Origin of the sequence: Nonomuraea maritima (genome assembly GCF_900100395.1) — a bacterium.
GTDB lineage: Bacteria > Actinomycetota > Actinomycetes > Streptosporangiales > Streptosporangiaceae > Nonomuraea > Nonomuraea maritima.
Genome location: NZ_FNFB01000005.1, coordinates 258,560 through 280,055, shown reverse-complemented (window position 1 = coordinate 280,055; position 21,496 = coordinate 258,560). Strand labels below are relative to the sequence as shown.

General features: G+C 69.9%; 22 protein-coding genes. 10 read left to right on the top strand and 12 right to left on the bottom strand.

Going from position 1 to position 21,496, the window contains the following annotated elements; genetic code table 11:
* Positions 1-3: 3 nt before the first annotated feature.
* Complete coding sequence (locus BLR04_RS12045) at positions 4-570, top strand: nicotinamidase (RefSeq protein ID WP_090762776.1); 567 nt, start codon at positions 4-6, stop codon at positions 568-570.
* Between the two features lie 24 nt (positions 571-594).
* Here BLR04_RS12045 and BLR04_RS12040 read toward each other — a convergent pair whose 3' ends face one another.
* Positions 595-1,014, bottom strand: a complete 420-nt coding sequence (locus tag BLR04_RS12040; protein WP_090762774.1) for an STAS domain-containing protein — start codon at positions 1,012-1,014, stop codon at positions 595-597.
* Between the two features lie 158 nt (positions 1,015-1,172).
* Positions 1,173-1,406: a hypothetical protein gene (locus BLR04_RS12035; RefSeq protein ID WP_090762772.1), complete on the bottom strand. Its 234-nt coding sequence runs from the start codon at positions 1,404-1,406 to the stop codon at positions 1,173-1,175.
* 393 nt (positions 1,407-1,799) lie between these two features.
* Here BLR04_RS12035 and BLR04_RS12030 point away from each other — a divergent pair, with 393 nt between their 5' ends.
* From BLR04_RS12030 to BLR04_RS12020, 3 genes are read left to right on the top strand one after another with little or no spacing between them, the layout of a single operon-like run.
* Positions 1,800-2,900, top strand: a complete 1,101-nt coding sequence (locus BLR04_RS12030; RefSeq protein WP_218128833.1) for a helix-turn-helix domain-containing protein — start codon at positions 1,800-1,802, stop codon at positions 2,898-2,900.
* Positions 2,890-4,050 carry a hypothetical protein gene (locus tag BLR04_RS12025; RefSeq protein WP_090762768.1) on the top strand — a complete coding sequence of 387 codons (1,161 nt, stop codon included), beginning with the start codon at positions 2,890-2,892 and terminating at the stop codon, positions 4,048-4,050. Before BLR04_RS12030 ends, BLR04_RS12025 begins: the two co-directional genes overlap by 11 nt.
* 34 nt (positions 4,051-4,084) lie before the next feature.
* Positions 4,085-4,540, top strand: coding sequence for a GNAT family N-acetyltransferase (locus BLR04_RS12020; protein ID WP_090762766.1), 456 nt, complete (start codon positions 4,085-4,087; stop codon positions 4,538-4,540).
* 208 nt (positions 4,541-4,748) lie between these two features.
* On the opposite strand, the gene BLR04_RS12015 is transcribed toward BLR04_RS12020, so the two are convergent.
* From BLR04_RS12015 to BLR04_RS11990, 6 genes are all read right to left on the bottom strand, one after another.
* Positions 4,749-6,500: a DEAD/DEAH box helicase gene (locus tag BLR04_RS12015; RefSeq protein ID WP_090762764.1), complete on the bottom strand. Its 1,752-nt coding sequence runs from the start codon at positions 6,498-6,500 to the stop codon at positions 4,749-4,751.
* 124 nt (positions 6,501-6,624) lie between these two features.
* Positions 6,625-7,599, bottom strand: a complete 975-nt coding sequence (locus tag BLR04_RS12010) for a hypothetical protein (RefSeq protein ID WP_090762763.1) — start codon at positions 7,597-7,599, stop codon at positions 6,625-6,627.
* Positions 7,600-7,699: 100 nt separating this feature from the next.
* On the bottom strand, positions 7,700-9,088 hold the full coding sequence (locus BLR04_RS12005) for an MFS transporter (protein WP_245740194.1): 1,389 nt from the start codon (positions 9,086-9,088) through the stop codon (positions 7,700-7,702).
* Positions 9,089-9,117: 29 nt separating this feature from the next.
* Complete coding sequence (locus BLR04_RS12000; protein WP_245740193.1) at positions 9,118-9,996, bottom strand: zinc metalloprotease; 879 nt, start codon at positions 9,994-9,996, stop codon at positions 9,118-9,120.
* Between the two features lie 90 nt (positions 9,997-10,086).
* Positions 10,087-10,344, bottom strand: a complete 258-nt coding sequence (locus BLR04_RS11995; protein ID WP_090762757.1) for a DUF3039 domain-containing protein — start codon at positions 10,342-10,344, stop codon at positions 10,087-10,089.
* Positions 10,345-10,434: 90 nt separating this feature from the next.
* The gene (locus BLR04_RS11990) at positions 10,435-12,024 is read right to left on the bottom strand and encodes an MFS transporter (RefSeq protein WP_090762755.1); all 1,590 of its coding nucleotides are present in this window, start codon (positions 12,022-12,024) and stop codon (positions 10,435-10,437) included.
* Positions 12,025-12,186: 162 nt separating this feature from the next.
* On the opposite strand from BLR04_RS11990, the gene BLR04_RS11985 reads away from it, so the two are divergent.
* Positions 12,187-12,798, top strand: coding sequence for a TetR family transcriptional regulator (locus BLR04_RS11985; protein WP_245740192.1), 612 nt, complete (start codon positions 12,187-12,189; stop codon positions 12,796-12,798).
* Here BLR04_RS11985 and BLR04_RS11980 read toward each other — a convergent pair.
* The gene (locus BLR04_RS11980) at positions 12,791-13,369 is read right to left on the bottom strand and encodes a YqgE/AlgH family protein (RefSeq protein ID WP_090762752.1); all 579 of its coding nucleotides are present in this window, start codon (positions 13,367-13,369) and stop codon (positions 12,791-12,793) included. The two genes, BLR04_RS11985 and BLR04_RS11980, sit on opposite strands and share 8 nt — an antisense overlap.
* A gap of 110 nt (positions 13,370-13,479) precedes the next feature.
* Here BLR04_RS11980 and BLR04_RS11975 point away from each other — a divergent pair, with 110 nt between their 5' ends.
* Positions 13,480-13,983, top strand: a complete 504-nt coding sequence (locus tag BLR04_RS11975) for a hypothetical protein (protein ID WP_090762750.1) — start codon at positions 13,480-13,482, stop codon at positions 13,981-13,983.
* Position 13,984: 1 nt separating this feature from the next.
* Here BLR04_RS11975 and BLR04_RS11970 read toward each other — a convergent pair whose 3' ends face one another.
* A complete protein-coding gene (locus tag BLR04_RS11970; RefSeq protein ID WP_342672266.1) occupies positions 13,985-14,593 on the bottom strand; it encodes a TetR/AcrR family transcriptional regulator in 609 nt (202 codons plus the stop codon).
* A 358-nt stretch (positions 14,594-14,951) separates the two neighbouring features.
* On the opposite strand from BLR04_RS11970, the gene BLR04_RS11965 reads away from it, so the two are divergent.
* Genes BLR04_RS11965 through BLR04_RS11950 form a run of 4 tightly spaced genes read left to right on the top strand, consistent with a single transcriptional unit; the run spans position 14,952 to position 19,344 of the window.
* Positions 14,952-15,701, top strand: coding sequence for an IclR family transcriptional regulator (locus BLR04_RS11965; protein ID WP_090762746.1), 750 nt, complete (start codon positions 14,952-14,954; stop codon positions 15,699-15,701).
* Between the two features lie 55 nt (positions 15,702-15,756).
* On the top strand, positions 15,757-17,250 hold the full coding sequence (glpK, locus tag BLR04_RS11960; protein ID WP_090762744.1) for a glycerol kinase GlpK: 1,494 nt from the start codon (positions 15,757-15,759) through the stop codon (positions 17,248-17,250).
* Positions 17,251-17,260: 10 nt separating this feature from the next.
* Positions 17,261-18,814 (top strand): glycerol-3-phosphate dehydrogenase/oxidase, encoded by a 1,554-nt coding sequence (locus tag BLR04_RS11955; RefSeq protein WP_090762742.1) that lies wholly within the window; start codon positions 17,261-17,263, stop codon positions 18,812-18,814.
* A 35-nt stretch (positions 18,815-18,849) separates the two neighbouring features.
* Positions 18,850-19,344, top strand: a complete 495-nt coding sequence (locus tag BLR04_RS11950) for a hypothetical protein (RefSeq protein WP_090762740.1) — start codon at positions 18,850-18,852, stop codon at positions 19,342-19,344.
* Positions 19,345-19,392: 48 nt separating this feature from the next.
* Here the strand turns inward: BLR04_RS11950 and BLR04_RS11945 are convergent, their stop codons facing one another.
* Complete coding sequence (locus BLR04_RS11945; protein ID WP_090762738.1) at positions 19,393-20,802, bottom strand: NAD-dependent malic enzyme; 1,410 nt, start codon at positions 20,800-20,802, stop codon at positions 19,393-19,395.
* A gap of 56 nt (positions 20,803-20,858) precedes the next feature.
* Positions 20,859-21,488: a cytidylate kinase-like family protein gene (locus BLR04_RS11940; protein ID WP_090762736.1), complete on the bottom strand. Its 630-nt coding sequence runs from the start codon at positions 21,486-21,488 to the stop codon at positions 20,859-20,861.
* Positions 21,489-21,496 lie beyond the last annotated feature (8 nt).

Below are 21,496 nucleotides of genomic sequence, written 5' to 3'. Positions count from 1 at the left end.
CCCATGAGCACCGCGTTAGTCATCGTCGATGTGCAGAACGACTTCTGCGAGGGCGGCAGTCTGGCCGTCGCCGGGGGGTCGGAGGTGGCGGCCGCGATCTCCCGTCACGTGGCCGCCCACGGCTACGACCACGTGGTGGCGACCCGCGACTACCACGTCTCCCCCGGTGATCACTTCTCCGACGCCCCCGACTACGTCGACAGCTGGCCGGCCCACTGTGTGGCCGGGGCTCCGGGCGCCGAGTTCCACCCGTCGCTCGACCTGTCCGCGGTCGACGAGGTCTTCAGCAAGGGCCACGAGACCGCGGCCTACAGCGGCTTCGAGGGCTTCTCGAGCGACGGCGTGCCGCTGGCCGAGTGGCTGAGGGAGCGCGGGGCGCGCGAGATCGACATCGCGGGGCTGGCCACCGACCACTGCGTGCGCGCCACGGCCCTCGACGCGGTCCGGCACGGGCTCGCGGTACGCGTCCTGCTCAACCTGACCGCAGGCGTCTCCAGAACCACGACGGCCGCGGCCATCGAGGAAATGCGCGACGCCGGCGTCATCCTCGAAGGCGCCCCAGCCTTCTGAGAGCCCGACCCCGGTGGGCCGGCGCTACTGTCCTCGCTCCTCCCGCGGACCGGCCTGGGGGCCGGTCGCGGGATGGGCGCCGGTCACCCGCATCGCGTCGTCGAACCTCTCGAACACCTCGAACGCGTGCCGCAGCCCGGTGATCGACAGTACCCGTGCCATGACGCCCTGGACGCCACCGAGCAGCAACCGGGTCCCGCGCTCCTCACACCGGTGCAGGATCTCGATGAGCTCGTTCATGCCCATCGAGTCGCAGAAGGTGACCTCGCTGAGGTCGACGACGAGAAAGGACTTGGGCGACAGATCCCACACGAGCTGCAGACGCTCGCGCAGGACAGGCAGCGAGTTGACGTCAAGCTCGCCTTCGAGCCTGATGATGACGGCGTTGGTGGAGAGGCCGGAGGTCACGGTGAGCGTTGCTTTCCCAGTGGCCTCAGTCGACATGGGCAACGTCCTTCTGCTCATCCCAAGACACCCACAGAAGTTCTTTGCCGCTTCTCACCCGCTTCTAACGGCCCGCCACCGCTCTGTGACCAAATGCGCATGACCCACCGAAACACGCGCAGCGCCGGACAACCCGGAACGCTGCGCGCAAGGACTGTTCAGACGACGAGAAGATACGCGGCGACGGCCAGGAAGATGAGAACCGCCGCCACAGCCCCCATGACCGCCGAGACGGCGTCCGAGAATCGCATCGACACGTGCAACCTCACCCGCCTGGCGGCCCGGACCGTGAGCCACATGATGGCCAGGGCAAAGCCGATGAAGTAGAGCCAGTCATCGGTTCCGAGTGATGTGGGCGTTGTCACCGTGAGGTGAAGGGTTAATGTTGGCATGAGGTTTCCCCTGTTGCGGAGACGCGCTGTGACAGAGACCTTGCTGCGCGGACACCTCCGCCGATGATGGGGATCGTTCGCGGGGGTGCTCCGCCGTCCTGCTGCGTGGGTGCCGCTGCTGCCGTTCGCTGAGCTCACTCGTTCCTCATCGTGAACCACCACCTCTGTTTAGTTAATTCACCTGAATTAAGCTGTATTGAGGTGATACCCGGACCGCGCTTTGCTATTCACCTGCGTAGGCGAAGCTCGCCCGTTAGACTGATGGCCCTGCACGTCAGCTTCTGACGGACGCTGGCCGCTCCAATGGGGTCTTAGCTGCGAATTCTCCATCGACTTTGTCAGCAGGCCAGTGTTTACTGAAGATTGCTGAAGTTCACACGAATGAGAGTTCGCATGAGCGGCCATGGTTCCTCACTCGCCCGCCGACTGCGCGAGCTGCGTGAGGAGCGCTGGCCCGATCTACGCATCACGCAGGCGCAGCTGAGCGTCGCGCTCGGCGTCAGCGTGCCGCTCATCTCGTCGTGGGAGTCCGACCGCGCAACGAAGATCCCTCCGATGGTCCGGCTGGAGAAGTACGCCGCGTTCTTCGCCACCAGGAGGTCGTTCACCGACGACACCACCCGGACGCTCCCGTTGTCCGACCTGACTCCTGAGGAACTCGACGAGTACCACGCCCTGCTCAAGGAGCTGGCCGAGCTCCGCAAGGCGGCACTGCGCGTCCAGGCCCTGGGTGAGAGCGCACCGCCCGCGCCGGCGCGGAACGCGTACGCCGAGAGCCCGTGGCATTTCCCCGCCGGTGAGGCGATCACCATCATCTGCTCGCAGATCCCCGCGGAGAACCGGGTCCGCATTCCGCAGGCGGACCCCGCGCATCCCGACTACATCGACCTTTACCGGTATTCGGATCTCGACTCGCTGTTCGAGTTATGGGGGCATCTCAGAGCGGCGAACCCCCACAGCCCGGTGGCCTTGCGGGCGGCCGAGGACCTCCGATCGTCCGACGACGTGACCAGCCACGTGGTGCTCCTGGGCGGCGTCGACTACAACGAGGTGACCGCGGCCATGCTGGCCCAGATCGATCTTCCGGTACGGCAGGTGGCCGACTGGGAAGGCGAGCGGGGGCCGTACTTCGAAGTCGGCTCGGGTGACAACACGGTCCCGCATTACACCCGCTTCAACAGATCCGGCGATAACCTGCAACTCCTGGAGGACGTCGGCTTTTTCTACCGCGGCGTCAACCCGGAGAACATCAAACGCACACTCACCATCTGCAACGGAGTGTATGCCAGAGGCGTCTACGGCACGGTGCGGGCGCTGACCGACGAACGCTTCCGCGATCGCAACGCGGACTATCTTCGTGGCCGGTTCGGTGATGCGGCGTCGTACAGCATCCTCACGCGCGTGAAGATCCTGGGACGGCTCGCCATCACACCGGACTGGACCCGGGAAAATCTCCGGCTGCACGAATGGCCGGAGGACGCCCATGGAGACTGAGACGGAGCACCATCACGGCTCCCACCGGCGCCTGGTCACCGTCAACCCCGAGACGCACGAATCCGGCGCTGTCGATGCCATCGTCGTCCCGACGATCAGGCATCCGACGTGGTTGAAGTACGCCATCCGGCTGGCGACGGAGCTCGACTGCGTGCTCGTCACCCTGCACAGCAAGTGGAGCAAGGCCCACCTCGTCCCCGGGCTCGTTCCCGCGGGCGTACGGTTCCTGTCCGTTCAGATCGCCGACCCGGCCGCTCTCAACATGCCGGACTTCTCCACCACCGCGCTGCTCCGGAACACGCCGTTCGCGCGCGCGACCGACCTCAGCGCCAAGCGCAACCTGGGGCTTCTTCTCGCCCGCCTGCTCGGCTGGGAACGCATCGTCTTCCTGGACGACGACATCGAGGTCAGCGGCCACGAGGACGTCGCCCGTGCGGCGGCCCTGCTCGACGTGTACGACGCGGTGGGCATGCATATCGGTGGATATCCCGATAATTCTGTCGTCTGCCATGCCCATCGACTGGCCGGCGGGAAACAAGATTCCTTCGTAGGCGGTGGTGCGCTCGCCGTCCACACGACGCGTAATCCCTCGTTCTTTCCCAATATCTACAACGAGGACTGGTTCTACCTGCTGAACGACAAGGAGCTGCGCCAGCTGGCGATCACCGGGATGGTCAAACAGCGCCCGTACGACCCGTTCGACCGGCCTGTGCGCGCACGCGACCAGGAGTTCGGCGACACCCTCGCCGAGGGCGTCTACTGGCTGCTCGACGAAGGCGAGACCTGGGAGGCGGCGACCGGCGAGAAGTACTGGGAACAGGCTCTCAGCAGGCGCACCGAGTTCATCAAGGACGTAGTGCGGCGGGTGGAGTCCAGGCTGCCGGGCAACCAGGCCGTCGAGAACTCCCTGCGTGCCGCGCTGGGCCGCCACAATCGCATCACGCCGCAGCTTTGCGTGCAGTACCTCCAGGCGTGGAAAGAGGACCGTCTCCGGTGGGAGACGTACCTCGACAGTGTTCCGCCCATTGGATTCGATAAAGAGAAAATAGGTAAGAGCCTGGTCAAGCACGGTGTCCCCAAAATGGGGATATGGGCGTCATTTGATCGTATGGTGATCCGGCGGGACACTGTCGTCCGTGGGGGCATGTGACATACGCCAGGCCGTCCATACCGATCTTCCTGCGATGGTCAGGTCGCTGGGGCAGCAGCCGTACTTCGCCGACCGTCTGGCCAGGCAGGACGCCGGGCACGGGATCCTCCTCGTCGCCTGGGACGGGGACGGAGTGGCGGTCGGCGACGTCTACATCTGGCTCGCCCCCGCAGAAGAGCCCGAGTTACGCACCCACCTCCCGGGCGTGGCGCTGCTCACGCACCTGGAGGTCGTAGCGGGCCGGCGCAACCGGGGAATCGGCACCGAACTGCTGTGGGCGGCCGAGGAACGGCTGCTCGCCGCCGGACACGAGCAGGTGGCCCTCGGCGTGGGCCTCGACAACCCCGACGCGCAGCGCTTGTACCGGCGCCGCGGATACGCCGAATGGCCGTACGGCCAGGTGCCCACGACAAAGGTCGTCTACCACCCGAACGGCGGCCACGAAACCCAACCGGAGCTGTGCCGCATCTTCGTCAGAAAACTCAGCTGACACCCATCCGCTCCGACCGCGCGCAGCGGAACCGCCGGCACATCCGAACTCCGACCGGCACATCCCCCGAGGCGCCGGGCCGTCCGAAGACGGCCCAGGCCCCGTGAAGCGCTCCACGGAGCCTGGGCTCTGCCAGGGATGACGACGCCGGGTAGCCCACCGGCCGGGTGTCCACAGGCCACTGCGGAGGACGTCAGCGGGACCTGAGCTAGCGGCGTTGGGTGGCCCACTGGCGGATTTTGGTGATGCGTTCCTGGATTTGTTCCACGGTGGCCTGGGCGATGGGCGGGCCGCCGCAGACGCGGCGCAGCTCGGCGTGGATCACCCCGTGCGGCTGGCCCGTGCGGTGGTTCCAGGCGCCGACGAGGCCGTTGAGCTCGCGCCGCAGCTCGGCGATCTGCTCGTGCGGCGCGAGGGCCTCGTGCGGCTCCGCCGCCGTCTGCTTGCGTTTCGCGGCCTGCTGGTCGGACTGCCGCTTGCGCAGCAGCGTCGCCACCTGGTCGGGTTCGAGCAGGCCGGGCAGGCCGAGGAAGTCTTCTTCCTCGGCCGAGCCGATCTCGGCCCCGGTGCCGAACTCGCCGCCGTCGAACAGCACCCGGTCGAAGGTGGCCGAGGTCTCCATCGTCTCGAACGGCAGCTCGTCGCCCAGGACGTCGGGGTTGTCCTTCTTGCGGTTGGCGTCCTCGAGCAGCTGGTCGTCGAGACCGTCCTCGGGCGGCCGCTTGTTGAGGACGTGGTCGCGTTCGGCCTCCATCTCGTTGGCCAGGCCGAGGAGCGTGGGCACCGAGGGCAGGAAGACCGAGGCCATCTCGCCGCGCTTGCGGGCACGGACGAAGCGCCCCACCGCCTGGGCGAAGAACAGCGGGGTGGAGGTGGAGGTGGCGTAGACGCCCACGCACAGCCGCGGGATGTCGACGCCCTCCGACACCATGCGGACGGCCACCAGCCAGCGGTCTTCCGAGACCGCGAACTGCTTGATCTTCTTGGACGCCCCCGGGTCGTCGGACAGGACCACCGTCGCGCCCTCACCCGTGATGTTGCGCAGGTGGCGCGCGTAGGCGCGGGCCGTCTCGTGGTCGGTGGCGATGACCAGGCCGCCCGCGTCGGGCACTCCCCTGCGCACCTCGGTGAGCCGGCGGTCGGCGGCCTGCATGACCTGGCGGATCCAGTCGCCCTTCGGGTCGAGCGCGGCCCGCCAGGCCTGCGAGAGCTGGTCCTTGGTGAGCGGCGTGCCGAGCGTCGCGGCGATCTCGTCGCCCGCCCGCGTGCGCCACTTCATCTCGCCTGAGTAGGCGAGGAAGATCACCGGACGGACGACGCCGTCGTCGAGGGCGGGACCGTAGCCGTAGGAGTAGTCGGCGACGCTGCGCTTGAGGCCCTCAGTGTCCTCCTCGTAGGCGACGAAGGGGATGGGGTTGTCGTCGGACCTGAACGGCGTTCCGGTGAGCTGCAGACGGCGTGTGGCGGGCTCGAACGCCTCGCGCACGCCGTCGCCCCACGACTTGGCGTCGCCCGCGTGGTGGATCTCGTCGAAGATCACCAGCGTCTTGCGCGCCTCGGTGCGCGCCCTGTGCAGGGCCGGGTGCATGGCGACCTGCGCGTACGTGACGGCGACGCCGATGTAGTCGCGCGAGGTCGTGCCCTGGCTGTTCTTGAACTCGGGATCGACGGCGATGCCCACCCGCCCGGCGGCGTCGGCCCACTGCCGCTTGAGGTGCTCGGTGGGGGTCACGATGGTGACCGCCCGGATCACCCCTTTGGCGAGCAGGTCGCTGGCGATGCGCAGGGCGTAGGTGGTCTTGCCGGCGCCTGGCGTCGCGACAGTGAGGAAGTCACGCGGCTCGCGCCTGGAGTAGAGGTCGAACGCCTCCTGCTGCCACGCACGGAGCTTCTGGGCGGTGCCCCAGGCGGCGCGGTCGGGATAGGAAGGCGAAAGGTGGGACGCGGCGAACGTGCTCACCGCATCACCTCTGGGGTTCGTGTGCTTCGCTCTCTCACAGTGACCCAAGGGTAATCGCGCCCACCGACAAGACGTGCCGGGAGCCGGTGATTCTGGCCAAGGTCGTCCTCACGTGCTATGCGGCTTATCTGACGCTCGACAGCACCGTGTCCAGCGCCTTCCTGTGGGTGTTCTCCTCGGGCTGGAGCAGGCCGACGAGCAGCACGGGCCGGCCGTTCCTGGTGAGCAGCATCACTCGGAGGAACGCCGGCCGGTTCACCACGTCGCGGTACTCCGCCCGCAGCGCGCGGGTGTGCCCGCCGGGAAGTTTCCTGTCCTCGACGACCGTGACGCGGTCGCCCTTGAGCAGGAGGCGGGAGTACAGCTCCGCCGCCTGCGCGGTGGCCTTCTTGGGGTCCTGGACGGGCTCCGTCACGGGCCCGGCCAGCAGGAGCGCGCCGTCAGGGCTCCTGGCGGCCGAGGTGAACCCGGTGACCGGCGTCACCGCCTCCTGGGTCCACCCCTGTGGCAGGGGCGCGGACAGCCCGGCCCGCGGGTCGCTGAGGCGTACGGACTCGGGTTGTGGCGCGAGGAGGCGCGGGACCACGGCGACGCCACCGGCCACCAGCCCCACACCTGCCACGACCGCCGTCACGATGACTGCCACGATGACTGCCACGCGTCGCCACCTCCGTCCGCCGACGGCACGGAGCCCCGGGGCCGCAGGGGCGCCGTAGAGGCGGGCGGAGGGCGGCAGCGACTCCCAGTCGCCCGACTCGCGCGGGGCGGCCCCGCGGATGCGCGGGCTCCACGCCTCGTCCTCCTCCGTCGCGTCGTGGTCGGGCCAGTCGTCGACGCGCTCGGCACGTGGCCACCCGGAATCGGTCTCGTCGAGGTCGAGCGGGTGCGACCTGCGTTCACGGCCCTCCTGGGCCGGGACCCTGCCTGAGGTGTCGGTCGCGCGAGCGTACGGGTGGGCGCGGCCGCGGCGGCTCGGCGTGGGGGCTCCCCAGGCGGACGCGCCTGGGGTGTCGTCGCGCGCGGGTTCCGTGTCGTCCGGAGGCGTACGGCGGTACCTGGCCCCCGTGTGAGGGGGCCAGACCCGGTGATCGTCCTCCATGGCGCCTCCTTGCCCGCTGTCCTATCACTCCCCGCCACGGGTGGCAGGCGATCTGTGACCGCAGTGACGGATGGGACGGAATTCAGCGCCGGGAGAACACTCAGACAGCGGGACGCGTACGCCCGGCGAGCAGTGTGGCGCTCAGCGCGACGGCCGCCATGAGCACGGAGATGACCACGAAACCGGTGTCGATGCTGGCGTGCCCCACCACGTTCACCAGCGCTCCCCCGACTCCGATGGCGAGGGCGGAGCCGAGCTGGTCAGAGACCGACAGGGCGGCCGAGTTCGCGCCCTGCTCGTTCACGGGCGACTGGTGCATGGCGGTCACGCTGACCGTGGTGAGCCCGAAGCCCATGCCGAGCCCGGCCACCAGCCACGCGGGCGCGGCGAGCCACCCGCTGACCCCGGCCATCGCGGACGGCAGGCACGCCAGAATCGCCACCATGACGGTCGCCGCGCCCAACCGGATGCGGCGGTGCGCGGCGCCCGTACGCCGGCTCTGCAGGTACGACCCCGCCGACCAGCCGAGTGCGCCGGCCGTGAGCGCGATCCCCGCGTCGCCCTGGTCGAAGAGCTTCACCTCCTGCAGCATCAGCGGGAGGAACGCGTTGACGCCGAAGAACGACGCCGAGAACAGCCCACGCATCAGCACGGTCGTGGGCAGGCCGCGGGCGAAGCGCAGCGCCCCCGGCGGCAGCAGCCGGTGGAGCCCGTACAGCAGGAGCGCCAGCCCCACCGCGGTCTCGACCGACGCGGTCGCGAGGTGGGTGTGCAGCCGGTCGACGCCGTGCAGCAGCAACCCGGCCCCGCCCGCCGTGGACGTGGCCGCCAGCGTCATCGCCACCGGACGGGAGCGCGGCCCGGTGCCGGGTTCCGTGTCGGTCGTCGTCGCGACCCGCAGCGCGGGCAGGAGCATCGCCAGCGCGGGCACCACGAGCGGGATGATGCCGAAGAACACGTACCGCCAGCCCCAGTTCTGGCCGACGAACCCCGCCACCGCGGGGCCGACCATGGCCGGCACCACCCAGGCCGCCGAGACGGCGGCGAACGCCTTGGGCCGTACCTCGACGGCGTAGACGCGGGCGATCATCACGTAGAGCGCCACGATGGCGGCTCCGGCGCCGAGGCCCTGTACGGCCCGCGCCAGCAGGAACAGCACCGCGGACGTCGAGGCCCCGGCCAGCGCCATGCCGACGACGAACAGCACCACGCCGGCCAGGAACGGCACCGGGTAGCCGCGCCGGTCGGACCACAGCCCCGCGACCACGTTCATGAAGAGGCTGGCGATGAGGAACGCGGAGAAGCTGATCCCGTACAGGTCGAGCGCGTCCAGCTCCTTGGCGACCGCCGGCATGACGACGCCCACCGACATGCCCTCGAAAGCGATAAGGGTGATGACCAGGAGGATTCCGACGGTGGCGGTGCGGTACCGGGGGGAGAAGATCCCGGACGACGTGTGGGGAGCGTCGAGTGCTTTCGGTGCTGTCACCCGCACATCGTAGATTGCCGGAAATGCGGTCAGACCGGGGCGGGGGCAGAGCGGTAGGCCACCCACATCTCGCGCATGCGCCGCGCCTGCCCGGCCGTGAACTCGCGCATGCACCGGTCCTGGGCGTAGTCCATGAAGTTGTGCACCGGGTCGTCGCCCTCGTGCGCGGTGCAGGTGTCCTTCGTTCCGGGGCATCCCTCGGTCGGCCGTGCCTCGAACGGGGTGTCGTCGATGCCGTCGCCCGGCTCGTCGCAGGCGTTCTCGAACGTGTGGAACAGCCCGAGCCAGTGCCCGATCTCGTGGACGCCGGTGAAGCCGCGGTTGTAGTTGGTCATCGCGCCTCCCGGCAGGCTGCGCCAGTCGATGACGACGCCGTCGAGCGCGGGTGACCCGGCATACCAGTAGGGGTAGCTGGCGAAGCCCAGCATCAGCTCGCTGAGCTGGGCGATGTAGAGGTTGAGCGTACGCGGCCCGCCCCGGTGCAGCTGGGCCTTCATGGCGTTCTCCTGGCCCACGGGGTCGCCGAACCAGGCCGGGTTGTCGACGACGTCGATGCCGTCGAGCCGGAAGCGTACGCCGGTGTCGACGCCGCCGTACGCGCCGCCGTACGCGGCGTTGAGCACGCCGATCTGGGCGCGTACGGACTCGTCGGAGACCAGCCGGTCGCCTCGGGCCAGGACGTGGACCCGTACGGGCACTGTGATCTTGGTCGGCAGCTGCACGCCGGCGAGCCTCTCACGCAGCTCGGCCGCCACCCTGGCGACGTCCTGAGGGTCGGGCGAGCGAGGGGCGGGGGTGCGGGGCGCGTCCGCGGCCTGCCGCGCGCAACCCGGAGCGGACGCGCCCTCGAAGCGAGAGGGCGGGGCCGACCCGGCCGCGAGCAGGCATGCCAAACACACGGCGGTCACGCGCCGGACCATACGATTCCCCCACTACGGTTCGAGCCGAGATGACTACAGACCGTAGTGGATCGTCATGGGGCTACCGCCCAGCAACACTCACTGCTTGTCGTCGCCGTCGCCGCCGCCGAGAGGCAGACCTTCGTAGATCTCCTTGCACTCCGGGCAGACCGGGTACTTCTTGGGGTCGCGGCTGGGCACCCAGATCTTGCCGCAGAGGGCGCGGATGGGGGTACCGGTCACCATGCTCTCGGTGATCTTGTGCTTGTCCGCGTAGTGGGCGAACCGCTCGTGATCGCCGTCGCCGTGCGACGTCTGCGGAGTGGTCTCCTGCTCCGGAAGGATCTTCGTGCTCACACCACGAGTTTATGCCCGCCCGCGACTCCCTCCCGACAGCACGGCGCGGCCCCCCGCCGTCCGGCGAGGGGCCGCGTCAGGGGTACGGGGTCAGCCCATGTGGACCTGCACGCCCTCCGCCTTGCGTCCGACCTTGACGAAGAACGTCAGCGCGGCGGTGAGCACGGCGATGGAGGTGCTGACCAGGAAGGCCACGTGCATGCCGTCCATGAACGAGTTGTGCACGGCGTCGATGATCGGCTGCGGCAGGCCGGGAGGCGCGGTGCCGAACGCGGCGGCCTTGGCCAGCCCCGCCATCTGGTCGGCGGGGATCGCCTGAGCCGCCGGGCCGAGGTGACCGGGCAGCGTGTCGGAGATCTCGGAGGCCATGACAGCGCCGAGGATGGCGGTGCCGAGCGCGCCGCCGACCTGCATGGCCGACTGCTGCAGACCGCCCGCGACGCCGCTCAGGTTGACCGGCGCGTTGCCCACGATGATCTCGGTGGCGCCGACGAAGACCGGCGAGAGACCGAAGGCCAGCAGCACGAACGGGACGCCGGTCGCGATGAACGAGGCGTCGATGCTCAGCTGCGACATGAGGAACATCGACAGCGCGGTGATGAGCAGGCCACCGGCCATCGTGAACTTCGGCCCGAACCGGCCGATCGCCATGCCGGCCAGCGGCGAGGCGACGATCATGCCCGCGCTCATCGGCAGCATGCGCAGGCCCGCCTCCAGCGGCGACAGCCCGTGCACGCCCTGGAAGAAGAAGCCCAGGAAGAACATGGCGCCGAACATCGCGAACGCCACCATCATCATCAGCACGGTGCCGATGGAGATGGACGCGTTCCTGAACAGCGACAGCGGCACCAGCGGCTGCTTGGCCTTGCTCTGCCAGAGGACGAACGCGAGGATCAGCACCGCGAACGCGCCGATGAAGCTCAGCGTCGTGCTGTCGCCCCAGCCCCACTCGGGGGCCTTGATGATCGTCCAGACCAGCGAGAACATCGCGCCCGACAGCAGCACCACGCCGAGCCAGTCGATGCGGGCCAGGGTCTTCGCGCGGCTGTCCTTGATCAGCCACATGCCCATGGCCAGGGCGATGACGCCGACCGGCGCGTTGATGAAGAACACCGACTCCCAGCTGATGTTCTCGACCAGCAGACCGCCCACGATCGGGCCGGCCGCGCTGGACAGGCCGATGATGGCGCCCCAGGCGCCCATCGCCTGGTTGAGCTTCTCACCGGGGAAGGCGCTGCGCAGCAGTGCCAGGGCGGCGGGCTGGAGCAGCGCGCCGAACAGGCCCTGCAGGACGCGCAGGCCGATCAGCGCGCCGATCGGCGAGAGGCCGGGAATGACGTCGGCCAGTTCGGCGCTGAGGCCGATGCCCACCGAGGAGACGGCGAAGCCGGCCACACCGATGAGAAAGACCCGCTTGTGGCCGAACAGGTCACCGAGCTTGCCTGCGGTGATCAGGAAGACCGCCAGCGCCAGCAGGTAGCCGCTGGTCACCCACTGCAGATCGGACAGCGAGGCTTTCAGGTCGGCCTGGATCACCGGGTTGGCGATGCCGACGACCGTGCCGTCGAGCATGACCATGATCACACCGAGGCTGACGGCCAGCAGCACCAGCCACGGGTTGGCTCCCCCCTTGTCGGCCACGGGCGATGACGGTGCGTCGACCGCCTTCGCTTGTGCCATGTAGTCCCCCTTGTTTTCCCCATCAGCGCCCCACACCGGGGCTGAGTCGTCGTAAGGCTCCGGTAATCTATGGCAGCCTCTGACATATTACAAACGACTTTTTTCCGACGTTGTATGACTTGTGGCACACTATGACAGAAGCGTTTCACAGGAGTGACAGCTGTGGGTCTACGGGAACGCAAGAAGGAGAAAACGCGCCTGGCCGTCCTCGACGCCGCGCTCGACCTCTTCCTCGAACAAGGGTACGAGTCTACAACCGTCGAGCAGATCGCGGAGGCGGCCGACATCTCCCCTCGCACGTTCTTCCGCTACTTCACCAGCAAGGATCACCTGGTGCTGTGGTTCCACGACCACGGCGAGGAGATCATCCTGGAGACCCTCGCCGGACGCCCGCTGGACGAGCCGCCCTTCACCTCTCTCATGCACGGGCTGCGCGCGGTCCTCGCCGACGTCGAGTCGTCAACGGACGAGGACACAGGAAGATTCCTGAAACTACGCCGGCTGCTCGACGCCAACCCCCAGCTCTTCGGCCGGTCGGTGGCGAGAGGCACGCAGACCGAGCACACACTGGCCGAGGCGATCGCCGGACGCCGCGGCGTCGATCCCCACGAGGACCAGCTCACACACCTCATCGTGGCCTTCGCGATGTCCACCATGCGGGTCGGCTTCGAGTGGCCGTGCCGGGAAGGCACGGTGACCGAGATCGTCGCCCGCATGCGCGAGACCATCGAGCTGGCCGAGCGTTCCCTGCGTCCGGGCTGGGACGCTAGTTGAGTGTCGGGTCGTCGGGACAGGTGGCCACGAAGGCCAGCTCGCCGGGCTGCCGGCGGAGCACGTTGCGCCACAGCGACTCGGGGTCGGCGTGGAAGGTGTCGCCCACCTCGGAGTCGACGATGTACCAGGCGCCCTCGGCGACCTCGCTCTCCAACTGCCCGGACGTCCAACCGGCGTAGCCCGCGAAGATGCGCATCTGCGCGATCTCGCCCTGCAGGATCTCGGGGGGCGCGTCGAGGTCGACCGTGCCCAGCCGCGACACCGGGCCGGTGCCGGCGTGCAGCCGCCGCCAGCCGAGCGGCTCCTGGCCGCTCGGGACCGCCGCCAGCGCGAGCGCGCTGTCGGTCTGCACGGGCCCGCCCTCGAAGAGCACGGACGGCCCCGTCACGAGCGGGTCCCACACCGGGAGCACCTGGGTCACCGCGATGTCGCTCGGCCTGTTGAGAACGACCCCCAAGGTTCCGCCGTCGCGGTCGTGTTCGAGGACCAACACGACGCTACGCCGGAAATTGGGGTCGTCGAGAAGCGGCGTCGCCACCAACAACCCGCCGACGTAGATCGCTTCCGCCATACCTCCATCATGAAGGGTGATGGCGCCCGCGCGCTCCCCCGGTAGGCGGATGTTACGTTTCGTAGGCGCATGGGCACTTCACGTATCAAAGATCATGCTCGGGGGAGTTCATGCGCACCGGTACCCGCCTCGTCCTGGCCGCCGCGCCGCTGGCCGCCGCGTTGCTCCTGCCCACGGCCGCATGGGCGTGGCCGCGGGCCGACCCGGACGACCCGTTCACGATGACGGTGGACGACGTGGCGTGCGGCACCGGACGGGCGCCCGTCCGGCTGCACAACCCGACCCGGCACCCCGTGCGCTTCGCCCTCCACGAGGACGGCAGGAGCCTGGCGACCGGCTCCATCCGGGCGCGCGACTCGATCGTCAGGTACGTCACCGTCAGAAGGGGCAGCGCCGCCGAGGTGGCGGCGTACACGGTGGAGGAGGGCGAATCCGGCATCCTCGTCGACTCCACCCGCGTCGACAACGACTGCGCCTGGGGCCACGGCCGCCGCCTCCCCTACACGGGCCCGCCCGCCGACCTCATGGCCAAGCTCGCCACGGCGGGCGGCCTCGTCATCACCGGCGGAATTCTGTGGTGGTACGGCTCCATCTGGCCCCGTTCCACCCCATGACTCACACCCCCGCGCCGGCCACCACGAACTCCCCGGCCCGGGCGGCGGCCAGCGTGCGTGCCACCGACCGTTCGGCGTCCTCCCGCGTCACCGGCTCCCTGATGACCACCTGACGGTAGTAAAGGGGGGCCGAGACCGCCCTGACGACCTCGGGGCCGTCGGTGCCCATGGGCAGCTCCCCCCGCTCGACGGCCAGGCCGACGGCCTTGGCCCACACCTCGATCCGGCGGGCGTAGAAGGCCCGCAGCGCCAGGGCGGCCTGGTCGTCACAGGTCGCGGCGGCGATCATCGCCTCCAGCGTGGGCCCGAGTCGCTTGTCGCCCAGCGCCTCCACCATCGACAGCGCGCTGGCCAGCAGGTCGCCCTCGACGGCGCCGGTGTCGGCGTGCGCCAGGAACTGCTCGGCCAGCTCCTTCATCAGGTCGACCACGAGGCCGGCCGGACTCCCCCAGCGGCGGTAGACCGTCGTCTTCCCGACGCCGGCGCGGGTCGCCACCTGGTCCATGGCCAGTCCGTGGAAGCCGCGTTCGACCAGTTCGTCCTGAGTGGCCGCCAGCACGGCCGCGCGCACCCGCGCGGTACGGCCCCCCGGCCGTACGGATCCCGCCAAACGGGAAGGTTGTTCCACTAACTCTCCTCGTCGTGACACCGTCATGTCAGTCCCGCAGGAAACCCGAGCCCTGAGAAGGAGGGGATCGAGCTCGCCCCGACGGCCGGGACCGCGCGAATGACGGGCGGCGAGGCGCGTCGATCCGGCCGGTCCATCGTGGACGCGCGACAAGCGCTGCCCGGCCGGGCCGTTCGCGGGAGACCGGACGGAGGGCGAAGGGGGCTCTGACACCGGCCGACATTCTAGGGCCGCTCACCCGGACACCGATCAGTCGGCGGACCCGTTTTGCGCATCCGCCAGCTGAATCCCTCCGTGGGCGTTCGGCAATATCGAACTCATCTGCGCTAGGGTGCGGGGCGTGGGAGAGACGATTCAGTCGGTCGAGCGGGCGGCGGCGATCCTGCGGCTGCTCGCCTCCGGCCCCCGCCTGCTCGGGGTCGCCGAACTCGCCAGGGCGATGGGCCTGCCGAAGGGCACCCTGCACGGCATCCTGCGCACGCTCGTCCACGTGGGCTTCGTCGAGCAGGACCAGGCCACCGGCAAGTACCGCCTCGGCGCCACGCTGCTCCACCTGGGCAGCACCTACCTCGACGTCAACGAGCTGCGCACCCGTTCGATCAACTGGGCCGACGCGCTGGCCGGCCGCAGCAGGGAGAGCGCCTGGATCGGCACCCTGCACGAGGGCAACGTGCTGGTGATCCACCACGTGTTCCGTCCCGACGACAGCATGCAGACGCTGCAGGTGGGCACGTACCTGCCGGCTCACGCGAGCGCGCTCGGCAAGGTGCTGCTCGCGCACGACCCGTACGGCGAGCCGGTCGCGCCGCCGCTGGAGCCGCACACCGAGCACACCACGGTCGAGCCCGAGGCCCTTGAGGCCGAGCTCGGCGAGGTCAGGGCGCGCGGCTGGGCGTCCGAGATGGAGGAGCTGGTCGAGGGCGAGGTGGCCGTCGCCGCGCCGATCAAGGATCGGCGCGGCGTCGTCGTGGGCGCCATCGGCATCCGCGGCGCCGTCGAGCGGCTGGCCCCCGACCGCGTGCTGAACATGGAGTACGTCTCGTACGTGCGCGACGCCGCCCGCGCGATCACTCGTGATCTTGCACGGTGACCCCCTTGATGAGCCCACGGCGCAGGCCATACGATTCGTTCGGCATTGTCGAACCATGAGCCTTGCGAGGAACCCAGTGCCCCGAGCGCACTACGTCGCAGCCATCGACCAGGGCACCACGTCCAGCCGATGCATCCTCTTCGACGAAGGCGGCAACATCGTCTCCGTCGGGCAGCGCGAGCATCGGCAGATCTTCCCGAGGCCCGGCTGGGTCGAGCACGACGCCGAGGAGATCTGGGAGAACGTGCGCGGCGTCCTGCGCGAGGCCGTGTCGGGCGCCGGCATCGCCGACGGCCAGGTCGCCGCGCTCGGCATCACCAACCAGCGCGAGACCACCGTTTTGTGGGACCGCGCCACCGGCCGCCCGGTATGTCCCGCCGTCGTCTGGCAGGACACCCGCACCGACGCGCTCACCAAGGCGCTGGCCGAGCACGAGAGCCTGTTCCGGGAGAAGGCAGGGCTGCCGCTCGCGACGTACTTCTCCGGGCCCAAGATCCGCTGGCTGCTCGACGCGTACGGGCTGCGCGAGCGCGCAGAACGCGGCGAGGTGCTGTTCGGCACCATGGACAGCTGGCTGCTGTGGAACCTCACCGGCCGCCACGTCACCGACGTGACCAACGCCAGCCGCACGATGCTCATGAACATCCACACCCTGGCCTGGGACGACGAACTCCTCGACGCGCTCGGCGTGCCGCGCGCGATGCTGCCGGAGATCCGCTCGTCGGCCGAGGTCTACGGCCGCACCGCCGAGGGCGTCCAGGTGGCCTCGGCGCTCGGCGACCAGCAGGCGGCGCTGTTCGGGCAGACCTGTTTCGAGCCGGGCGAGGCCAAGAGCACGTACGGCTCCGGCAGCTTCCTGCTCATGAACACCGGCACCCAGCCCGTCGCCTCCAAGCACGGCCTGCTGACCACCGTCGGCTACCAGATCGGCGACGGCCCTGCCACGTACGCGCTGGAGGGCGCGATCGCGGTCACCGGCTCGCTGGTGCAGTGGCTGCGCGACAACCTGGGCCTCATCTCCAGCGCCGCCGAGATCGAGACGCTCGCGAGGACCGTCGACGACAACGGCGGCTGCTACTTCGTCCCGGCGTTCTCCGGGCTGTTCGCGCCGCACTGGCGCTCCGACGCGCGCGGCGTGATCGCCGGGCTGACCGGGTTCGTCACCAAGGGCCACATCGCGCGGGCCGTGCTGGAGGCCACCGCCTGGCAGACCCGCGAGGTGGTCGACGCCATGAACGCCGACTCCGGTCTCGACCTGACGACGCTGCGCGCCGACGGCGGCATGACCGCCAACCACCTGCTCATGCAGACGCTCGCCGATGTGCTGGCCGTGCCGGTCATCCGGCCGATGGTCTCCGAGACCACCGCGCTCGGCGCCGCGTACGCCGCGGGCCTGGCCACCGGCTACTGGCCCGACCTCGACAGCCTGCGCGCCAACTGGCACAAGGCTGCCGAGTGGCAGCCGGCCATCGACGAGGCGGCACGCGAGCGGGAACACCGTAATTGGAAGAAAGCAGTGGCCCGCACCCTTGACTGGGTCGAGCAGTAGGAGCAGCGCAATGACGATCGTGATCGGGGCCGACCGGGCGCAGACCCGGGATGAGCTCTCCACCACCTCCTACGACCTGCTGGTCATCGGCGGCGGCATTCTCGGCACCTCAGTGACGTGGATGGCGGCGCAGGCGGGGCTGCGGGTCGCCATGGTCGACGCCGGCGACTTCGCCGGGGCCACCTCCAGCGCGTCCTCCAAGCTCGTCCACGGCGGCCTGCGCTACCTGCAGACCGGCAACGTCAAGCTCGTCGCCGAGAACCACCGCGAGCGGCGCGCCCTCGCCGCCGACATCGCGCCGCACCTGGTCAAGCCGCTGACCTTCCTCGTGCCGATCTACAAGGGCGGGCCGCACGGCGCCGCCAAGCTCGGCGCCGGCGTGTTCCTGTACTCCGCGCTGTCGGTGTTCGGCGACGGCATGGGCAAGGTCATCACGCCGCACCAGGCGCTGGCCAAGGTGCCCGCGCTGCGCTCGGAGGGGCTGCGGGCCGCCGCCGTCTACGGCGACCACCAGATGAACGACAGCCGCGTCGCGGTCATGACCGTACGCGCCGCCGTCGACGCGGGCGCGACCGTGCTCAACCACGCCGAGGTCGTCGGGCTGCGCAAAGCGTCCGGCACCGTGACGGGCGCCGAGCTGCGCGACCGGCTCGACGGCACGGAGTTCGGGGTCTCGGCCCGGCTGGTGCTGAACGCCACCGGCCCGTGGGTCGACCACCTGCGCCGCATGGAGGACCCGGACGCCGCGCCCAGCATCCGGCTGTCCAAGGGCGCCCACCTGGTGCTGCGCCGGCACGAGCCGTGGAAGGCGGCGCTCACCACGCCGATCGACAAGTACCGCGTGTCGTTCGCCATCCCGTGGGAGGACCACCTGCTGCTCGGCACGACCGACGAGGCGTACGAGGGCGACCCTGGCGCGGTGAGCCCGACCGAGGCCGACATCGCGCAGATCCTCGACGAGGCCGGCCACGCCGTCCGCGACACCCAGCTGCGGCGGGAGGACATCACGTACGCGTTCGCCGGGCTGCGGGTGCTGCCCGGCGGGCCGGGCGACGTCACGGCGGCCAAGCGGGAGACCGTGGTGAGCCGGGGTTCGGGCGGCATGCTGTCGGTCGCCGGCGGGAAGTGGACGACGTACCGCCACATCGGCAAGCACGTCTTCGACACCCTCGCCCACCTGCCAGGACGGCCGCTCGGCGACGACCTGGCCGACATCCTGCCCGCCGTGCCGCTGCCCGGCCTGGCCAGCCCAGACGCCGTCGCCCTGCGGCTGTGGACCGACCGCGAGCGGGGCGTCACCCGGATGGACCCGCTGGTGGCCCGTCACCTGGCCACGCACTACGGGTCGATCGCGTTCGACCTGGCCCGGCTCATCAGGGAAGAACCGGCTCTCGGCGAGCGCATCCACCCCGACGGGCCCGACATCTGGGCCCAGGCCGTCTACGCCCGCGACCACGAGTGGGCCGCCACCGTCGACGACGTCGTACGCCGCCGCACGACCCTGACCGTACGCGGGCTGGACACGCCCGAGGTGCGGGCCCGGATCACGGAGCTGCTGGGCTGAGGTGCCCCTGCCCCCTTCATGGGAAGGGGGCAGGCATGCCGACTCCCTTCAACGAGGCCCTGCTGAGGCACTTCACCGACCTGCGCGACGGCAACCACGGCCCCGCCGTCACGCGGGAGGACAAGGAACGCGTGTTCGCGAGGGCCGTCGAGCTGATCGACCCGGTGGCGCGCCGGGCGCTCGACGAGGCCGACGCCGACCTGCTGCTCGGCACCGGGGAGGTGGTGGCCAGCGGCGTCACCCGGTCGCAGGAGGGCGGCCTGAACGCGATGTGGTCGCTGACCTGGCCGGAGCAGCGCGCGAGCGGGGTGCAGCCGATCGCGGTGGTCGCCCACTTCGGCCGCGACTTCCACCATCCGCACCTGCGGGGCAACACGGTGGGCGACTGGCCGCTGAACGTCTTCGACGAGACGGACGCGGCCGGCCAGCTGGACACCATGCGCGCGATCGCCGCCGCCGACGCCCACAACCTGGTCTTCCAGGAGAGCTACCGCCTCATGCCCGCCGTCACCACCGCCCCGACAGGATGAGGCCCCGGTCAGCGGACCAGGGCCCCTTCGGCACGGTGTCGGTGAGGATCACGCCTCGGTGAAGCCGCGGGCGCGGCCGCCCGCGGACTCGCGGACGGCGGCGGCCACGGCGGTCGCCACGTCCGGGTGGAAGACGCTCGGGATGATGTAGTTGGGGCCGAGCTCCTCGGGCGTGACCACCGCGGCCAGCGCGCCCGCGGCGGCGAGCAGCATGTCGTCGGTGACCCCGCCCGCCTGGGCGTCGAGCAGCCCGCGGAACACGCCAGGGAACGCCAGCACGTTGTTGATCTGGTTGGGGAAGTCGGAGCGGCCGGTCGCGACCACCGCGGCGTGCTCGCGGGCGTCGTCGGGCGACACCTCGGGCTCGGGGTTGGCCAGCGCGAACACCACCGGGTCCTTGGCCATCGTCGCGATGTCGTCGCCCGTCAGGATGCCGGGCGCGGACACGCCCACGAAGACGTCGGCGTCCTTGACGGCGCCGCGCAGGTCGCCGGCGTAGCCTTCCTCGTTGGTGTGCTCGGCGATCCAGCGCAGGGAGTCGTCGAGGTCGTCACGGCCCTGGTGGACGGCGCCCAGGTAGTCGCAGACGACGATGTTGCGGGCCCCGGCGGCGAGCAGCAGCCGCAGCACCGCGGTGCCGGCCGCGCCGGCACCCGCCATCGTGATCTTGACGGTCTCGAGGTCCTTGTTCACCACGCGCAGCGCGTTGGTGAGCGCGGCGAGCACGCAGATCGCGGTGCCGTGCTGGTCGTCGTGGAAGACCGGGATGTCGAGAAGCTCGCGCAGCCGCCGCTCGATCTCGAAGCACCGCGGCGCCCCGATGTCCTCCAGGTTGATGCCGCCGAAGCCGGGGGCGATCACCTGCACGGTACGGACGATCTCGTCGACGTCCTGCGTGTCGAGGCAGATCGGCCAGGCGTCGATGCCGGCGAACCGCTTGAACAGCGCCGCCTTGCCCTCCATGACCGGCAGCGCCGCCTCAGGGCCGATGTTGCCGAGCCCCAGCACGGCCGAGCCGTCGGTGACGACCGCGACGGTGTTGCGCTTGATGGTCAGGCGCCGCGCGTCCTCCTTGTTGCGCGCGATCGCCATCGACACCCGCGCGACGCCGGGCGTGTAGGCCATCGAGAGCTCGTCACGGTTGCGCAGCGGCACCTTGGACACCATCTCGATCTTGCCGCCGAGGTGCATGAGGAAGGTGCGGTCGGACACCTTGTGGATGACGACGCCCTCGACGGCCTCGAGCTGGTCGACGATGGCCTGGGCGTGGTCGGTGTCGCGCGCGGCGCACGTGACGTCGATGCGGAGCTTCTCGTGGCCCGCGTTGGTGACGTCGAGAGCCGTGACGACACCTCCCGCCGACTCTACGGCGTGGGTGAGCAGGCTGACGGCCTTGCCGCCGGCGGGCACCTCAAGACGCACGGTGATGGAGTACGACACACTCGGAACGGTGGCCACGTCAATCGCTCCTTCGGGACTGACCAAGAAGTCCTCCCATCGTAGGGGGCATTCGGTCAATCCAGTGCCGTGGAGGCCAGGGCTATCAGTTCCACGCATGCGGGAACGGGAATGGTGGTGCTGTCGATGACGAGATGGTATTGCCGCGAATCGGCCGGATCGACCCGGTAGAAATGCCGCACGTACGCCGTGCGCGCCTGGTCGTTCTCGTTGATGAGCTTGCGGGCCTCACGCTCGCTCATCCCGCCGAGCGTGGCGGTCTGCCTGACCCGCCGCTCGATCGGCGCGTCGAGCCGTACGTGCAGCGCGCCAGGCTGACCGGCCAGGACGATCGCCCCCGCCCGTCCGAGGAACACGCCGCCCTGCTGGGCGGCGATCTCCGTGAGGACGTGCTCGGTGTGGCGGACGAACTCCTCGGGCGGCAGCGGCAGCGCGCCGGGGACGTACATGTCGACGCCGCCGAAGGTGACCGTGGGCAGCCGCAGCGCCCCCGACAGCAGCCGCCCGAGACCGCGCTCGGCGCGGTCGTCGTGGGCCAGCGCCTCTTCCAGCGAGCAGCCGAGCTCGGCTGCCACGGCGCCGGGGATCGCACGGTCGACGAACGGCACGCCGAGCCGTTCGGCCACGGCCGGACCTATCTGGCTACCGGCCGTGCCATATGTCGCGGATATCGTGACAACCCGCATATCACCAG

What these genes read in the sequence shown, in the direction of transcription:
- glpK (WP_090762744.1), top strand. Translation starts at nt 15,757, where the DNA reads ATGAGCCTTGCGAGGAACCCAGTGCCCCGAGCGCACTACGTCGCAGCC.
- BLR04_RS12025 (WP_090762768.1), top strand. Translation starts at nt 2,890, where the DNA reads ATGGAGACTGAGACGGAGCACCATCACGGCTCCCACCGGCGCCTGGTC.
- BLR04_RS12035 (WP_090762772.1), bottom strand. Translation starts at nt 1,406, where the DNA reads ATGCCAACATTAACCCTTCACCTCACGGTGACAACGCCCACATCACTC.
- BLR04_RS12040 (WP_090762774.1), bottom strand. Translation starts at nt 1,014, where the DNA reads ATGTCGACTGAGGCCACTGGGAAAGCAACGCTCACCGTGACCTCCGGC.
- BLR04_RS11950 (WP_090762740.1), top strand. Translation starts at nt 18,850, where the DNA reads ATGCCGACTCCCTTCAACGAGGCCCTGCTGAGGCACTTCACCGACCTG.
- BLR04_RS12010 (WP_090762763.1), bottom strand. Translation starts at nt 7,599, where the DNA reads ATGGAGGACGATCACCGGGTCTGGCCCCCTCACACGGGGGCCAGGTAC.
- BLR04_RS11975 (WP_090762750.1), top strand. Translation starts at nt 13,480, where the DNA reads ATGCGCACCGGTACCCGCCTCGTCCTGGCCGCCGCGCCGCTGGCCGCC.
- BLR04_RS12045 (WP_090762776.1), top strand. Translation starts at nt 4, where the DNA reads ATGAGCACCGCGTTAGTCATCGTCGATGTGCAGAACGACTTCTGCGAG.
- BLR04_RS12030 (WP_218128833.1), top strand. Translation starts at nt 1,800, where the DNA reads ATGAGCGGCCATGGTTCCTCACTCGCCCGCCGACTGCGCGAGCTGCGT.
- BLR04_RS11980 (WP_090762752.1), bottom strand. Translation starts at nt 13,369, where the DNA reads ATGGCGGAAGCGATCTACGTCGGCGGGTTGTTGGTGGCGACGCCGCTT.
- BLR04_RS11955 (WP_090762742.1), top strand. Translation starts at nt 17,261, where the DNA reads ATGACGATCGTGATCGGGGCCGACCGGGCGCAGACCCGGGATGAGCTC.
- BLR04_RS11940 (WP_090762736.1), bottom strand. Translation starts at nt 21,488, where the DNA reads ATGCGGGTTGTCACGATATCCGCGACATATGGCACGGCCGGTAGCCAG.
- BLR04_RS12020 (WP_090762766.1), top strand. Translation starts at nt 4,085, where the DNA reads ATGGTCAGGTCGCTGGGGCAGCAGCCGTACTTCGCCGACCGTCTGGCC.
- BLR04_RS11990 (WP_090762755.1), bottom strand. Translation starts at nt 12,024, where the DNA reads ATGGCACAAGCGAAGGCGGTCGACGCACCGTCATCGCCCGTGGCCGAC.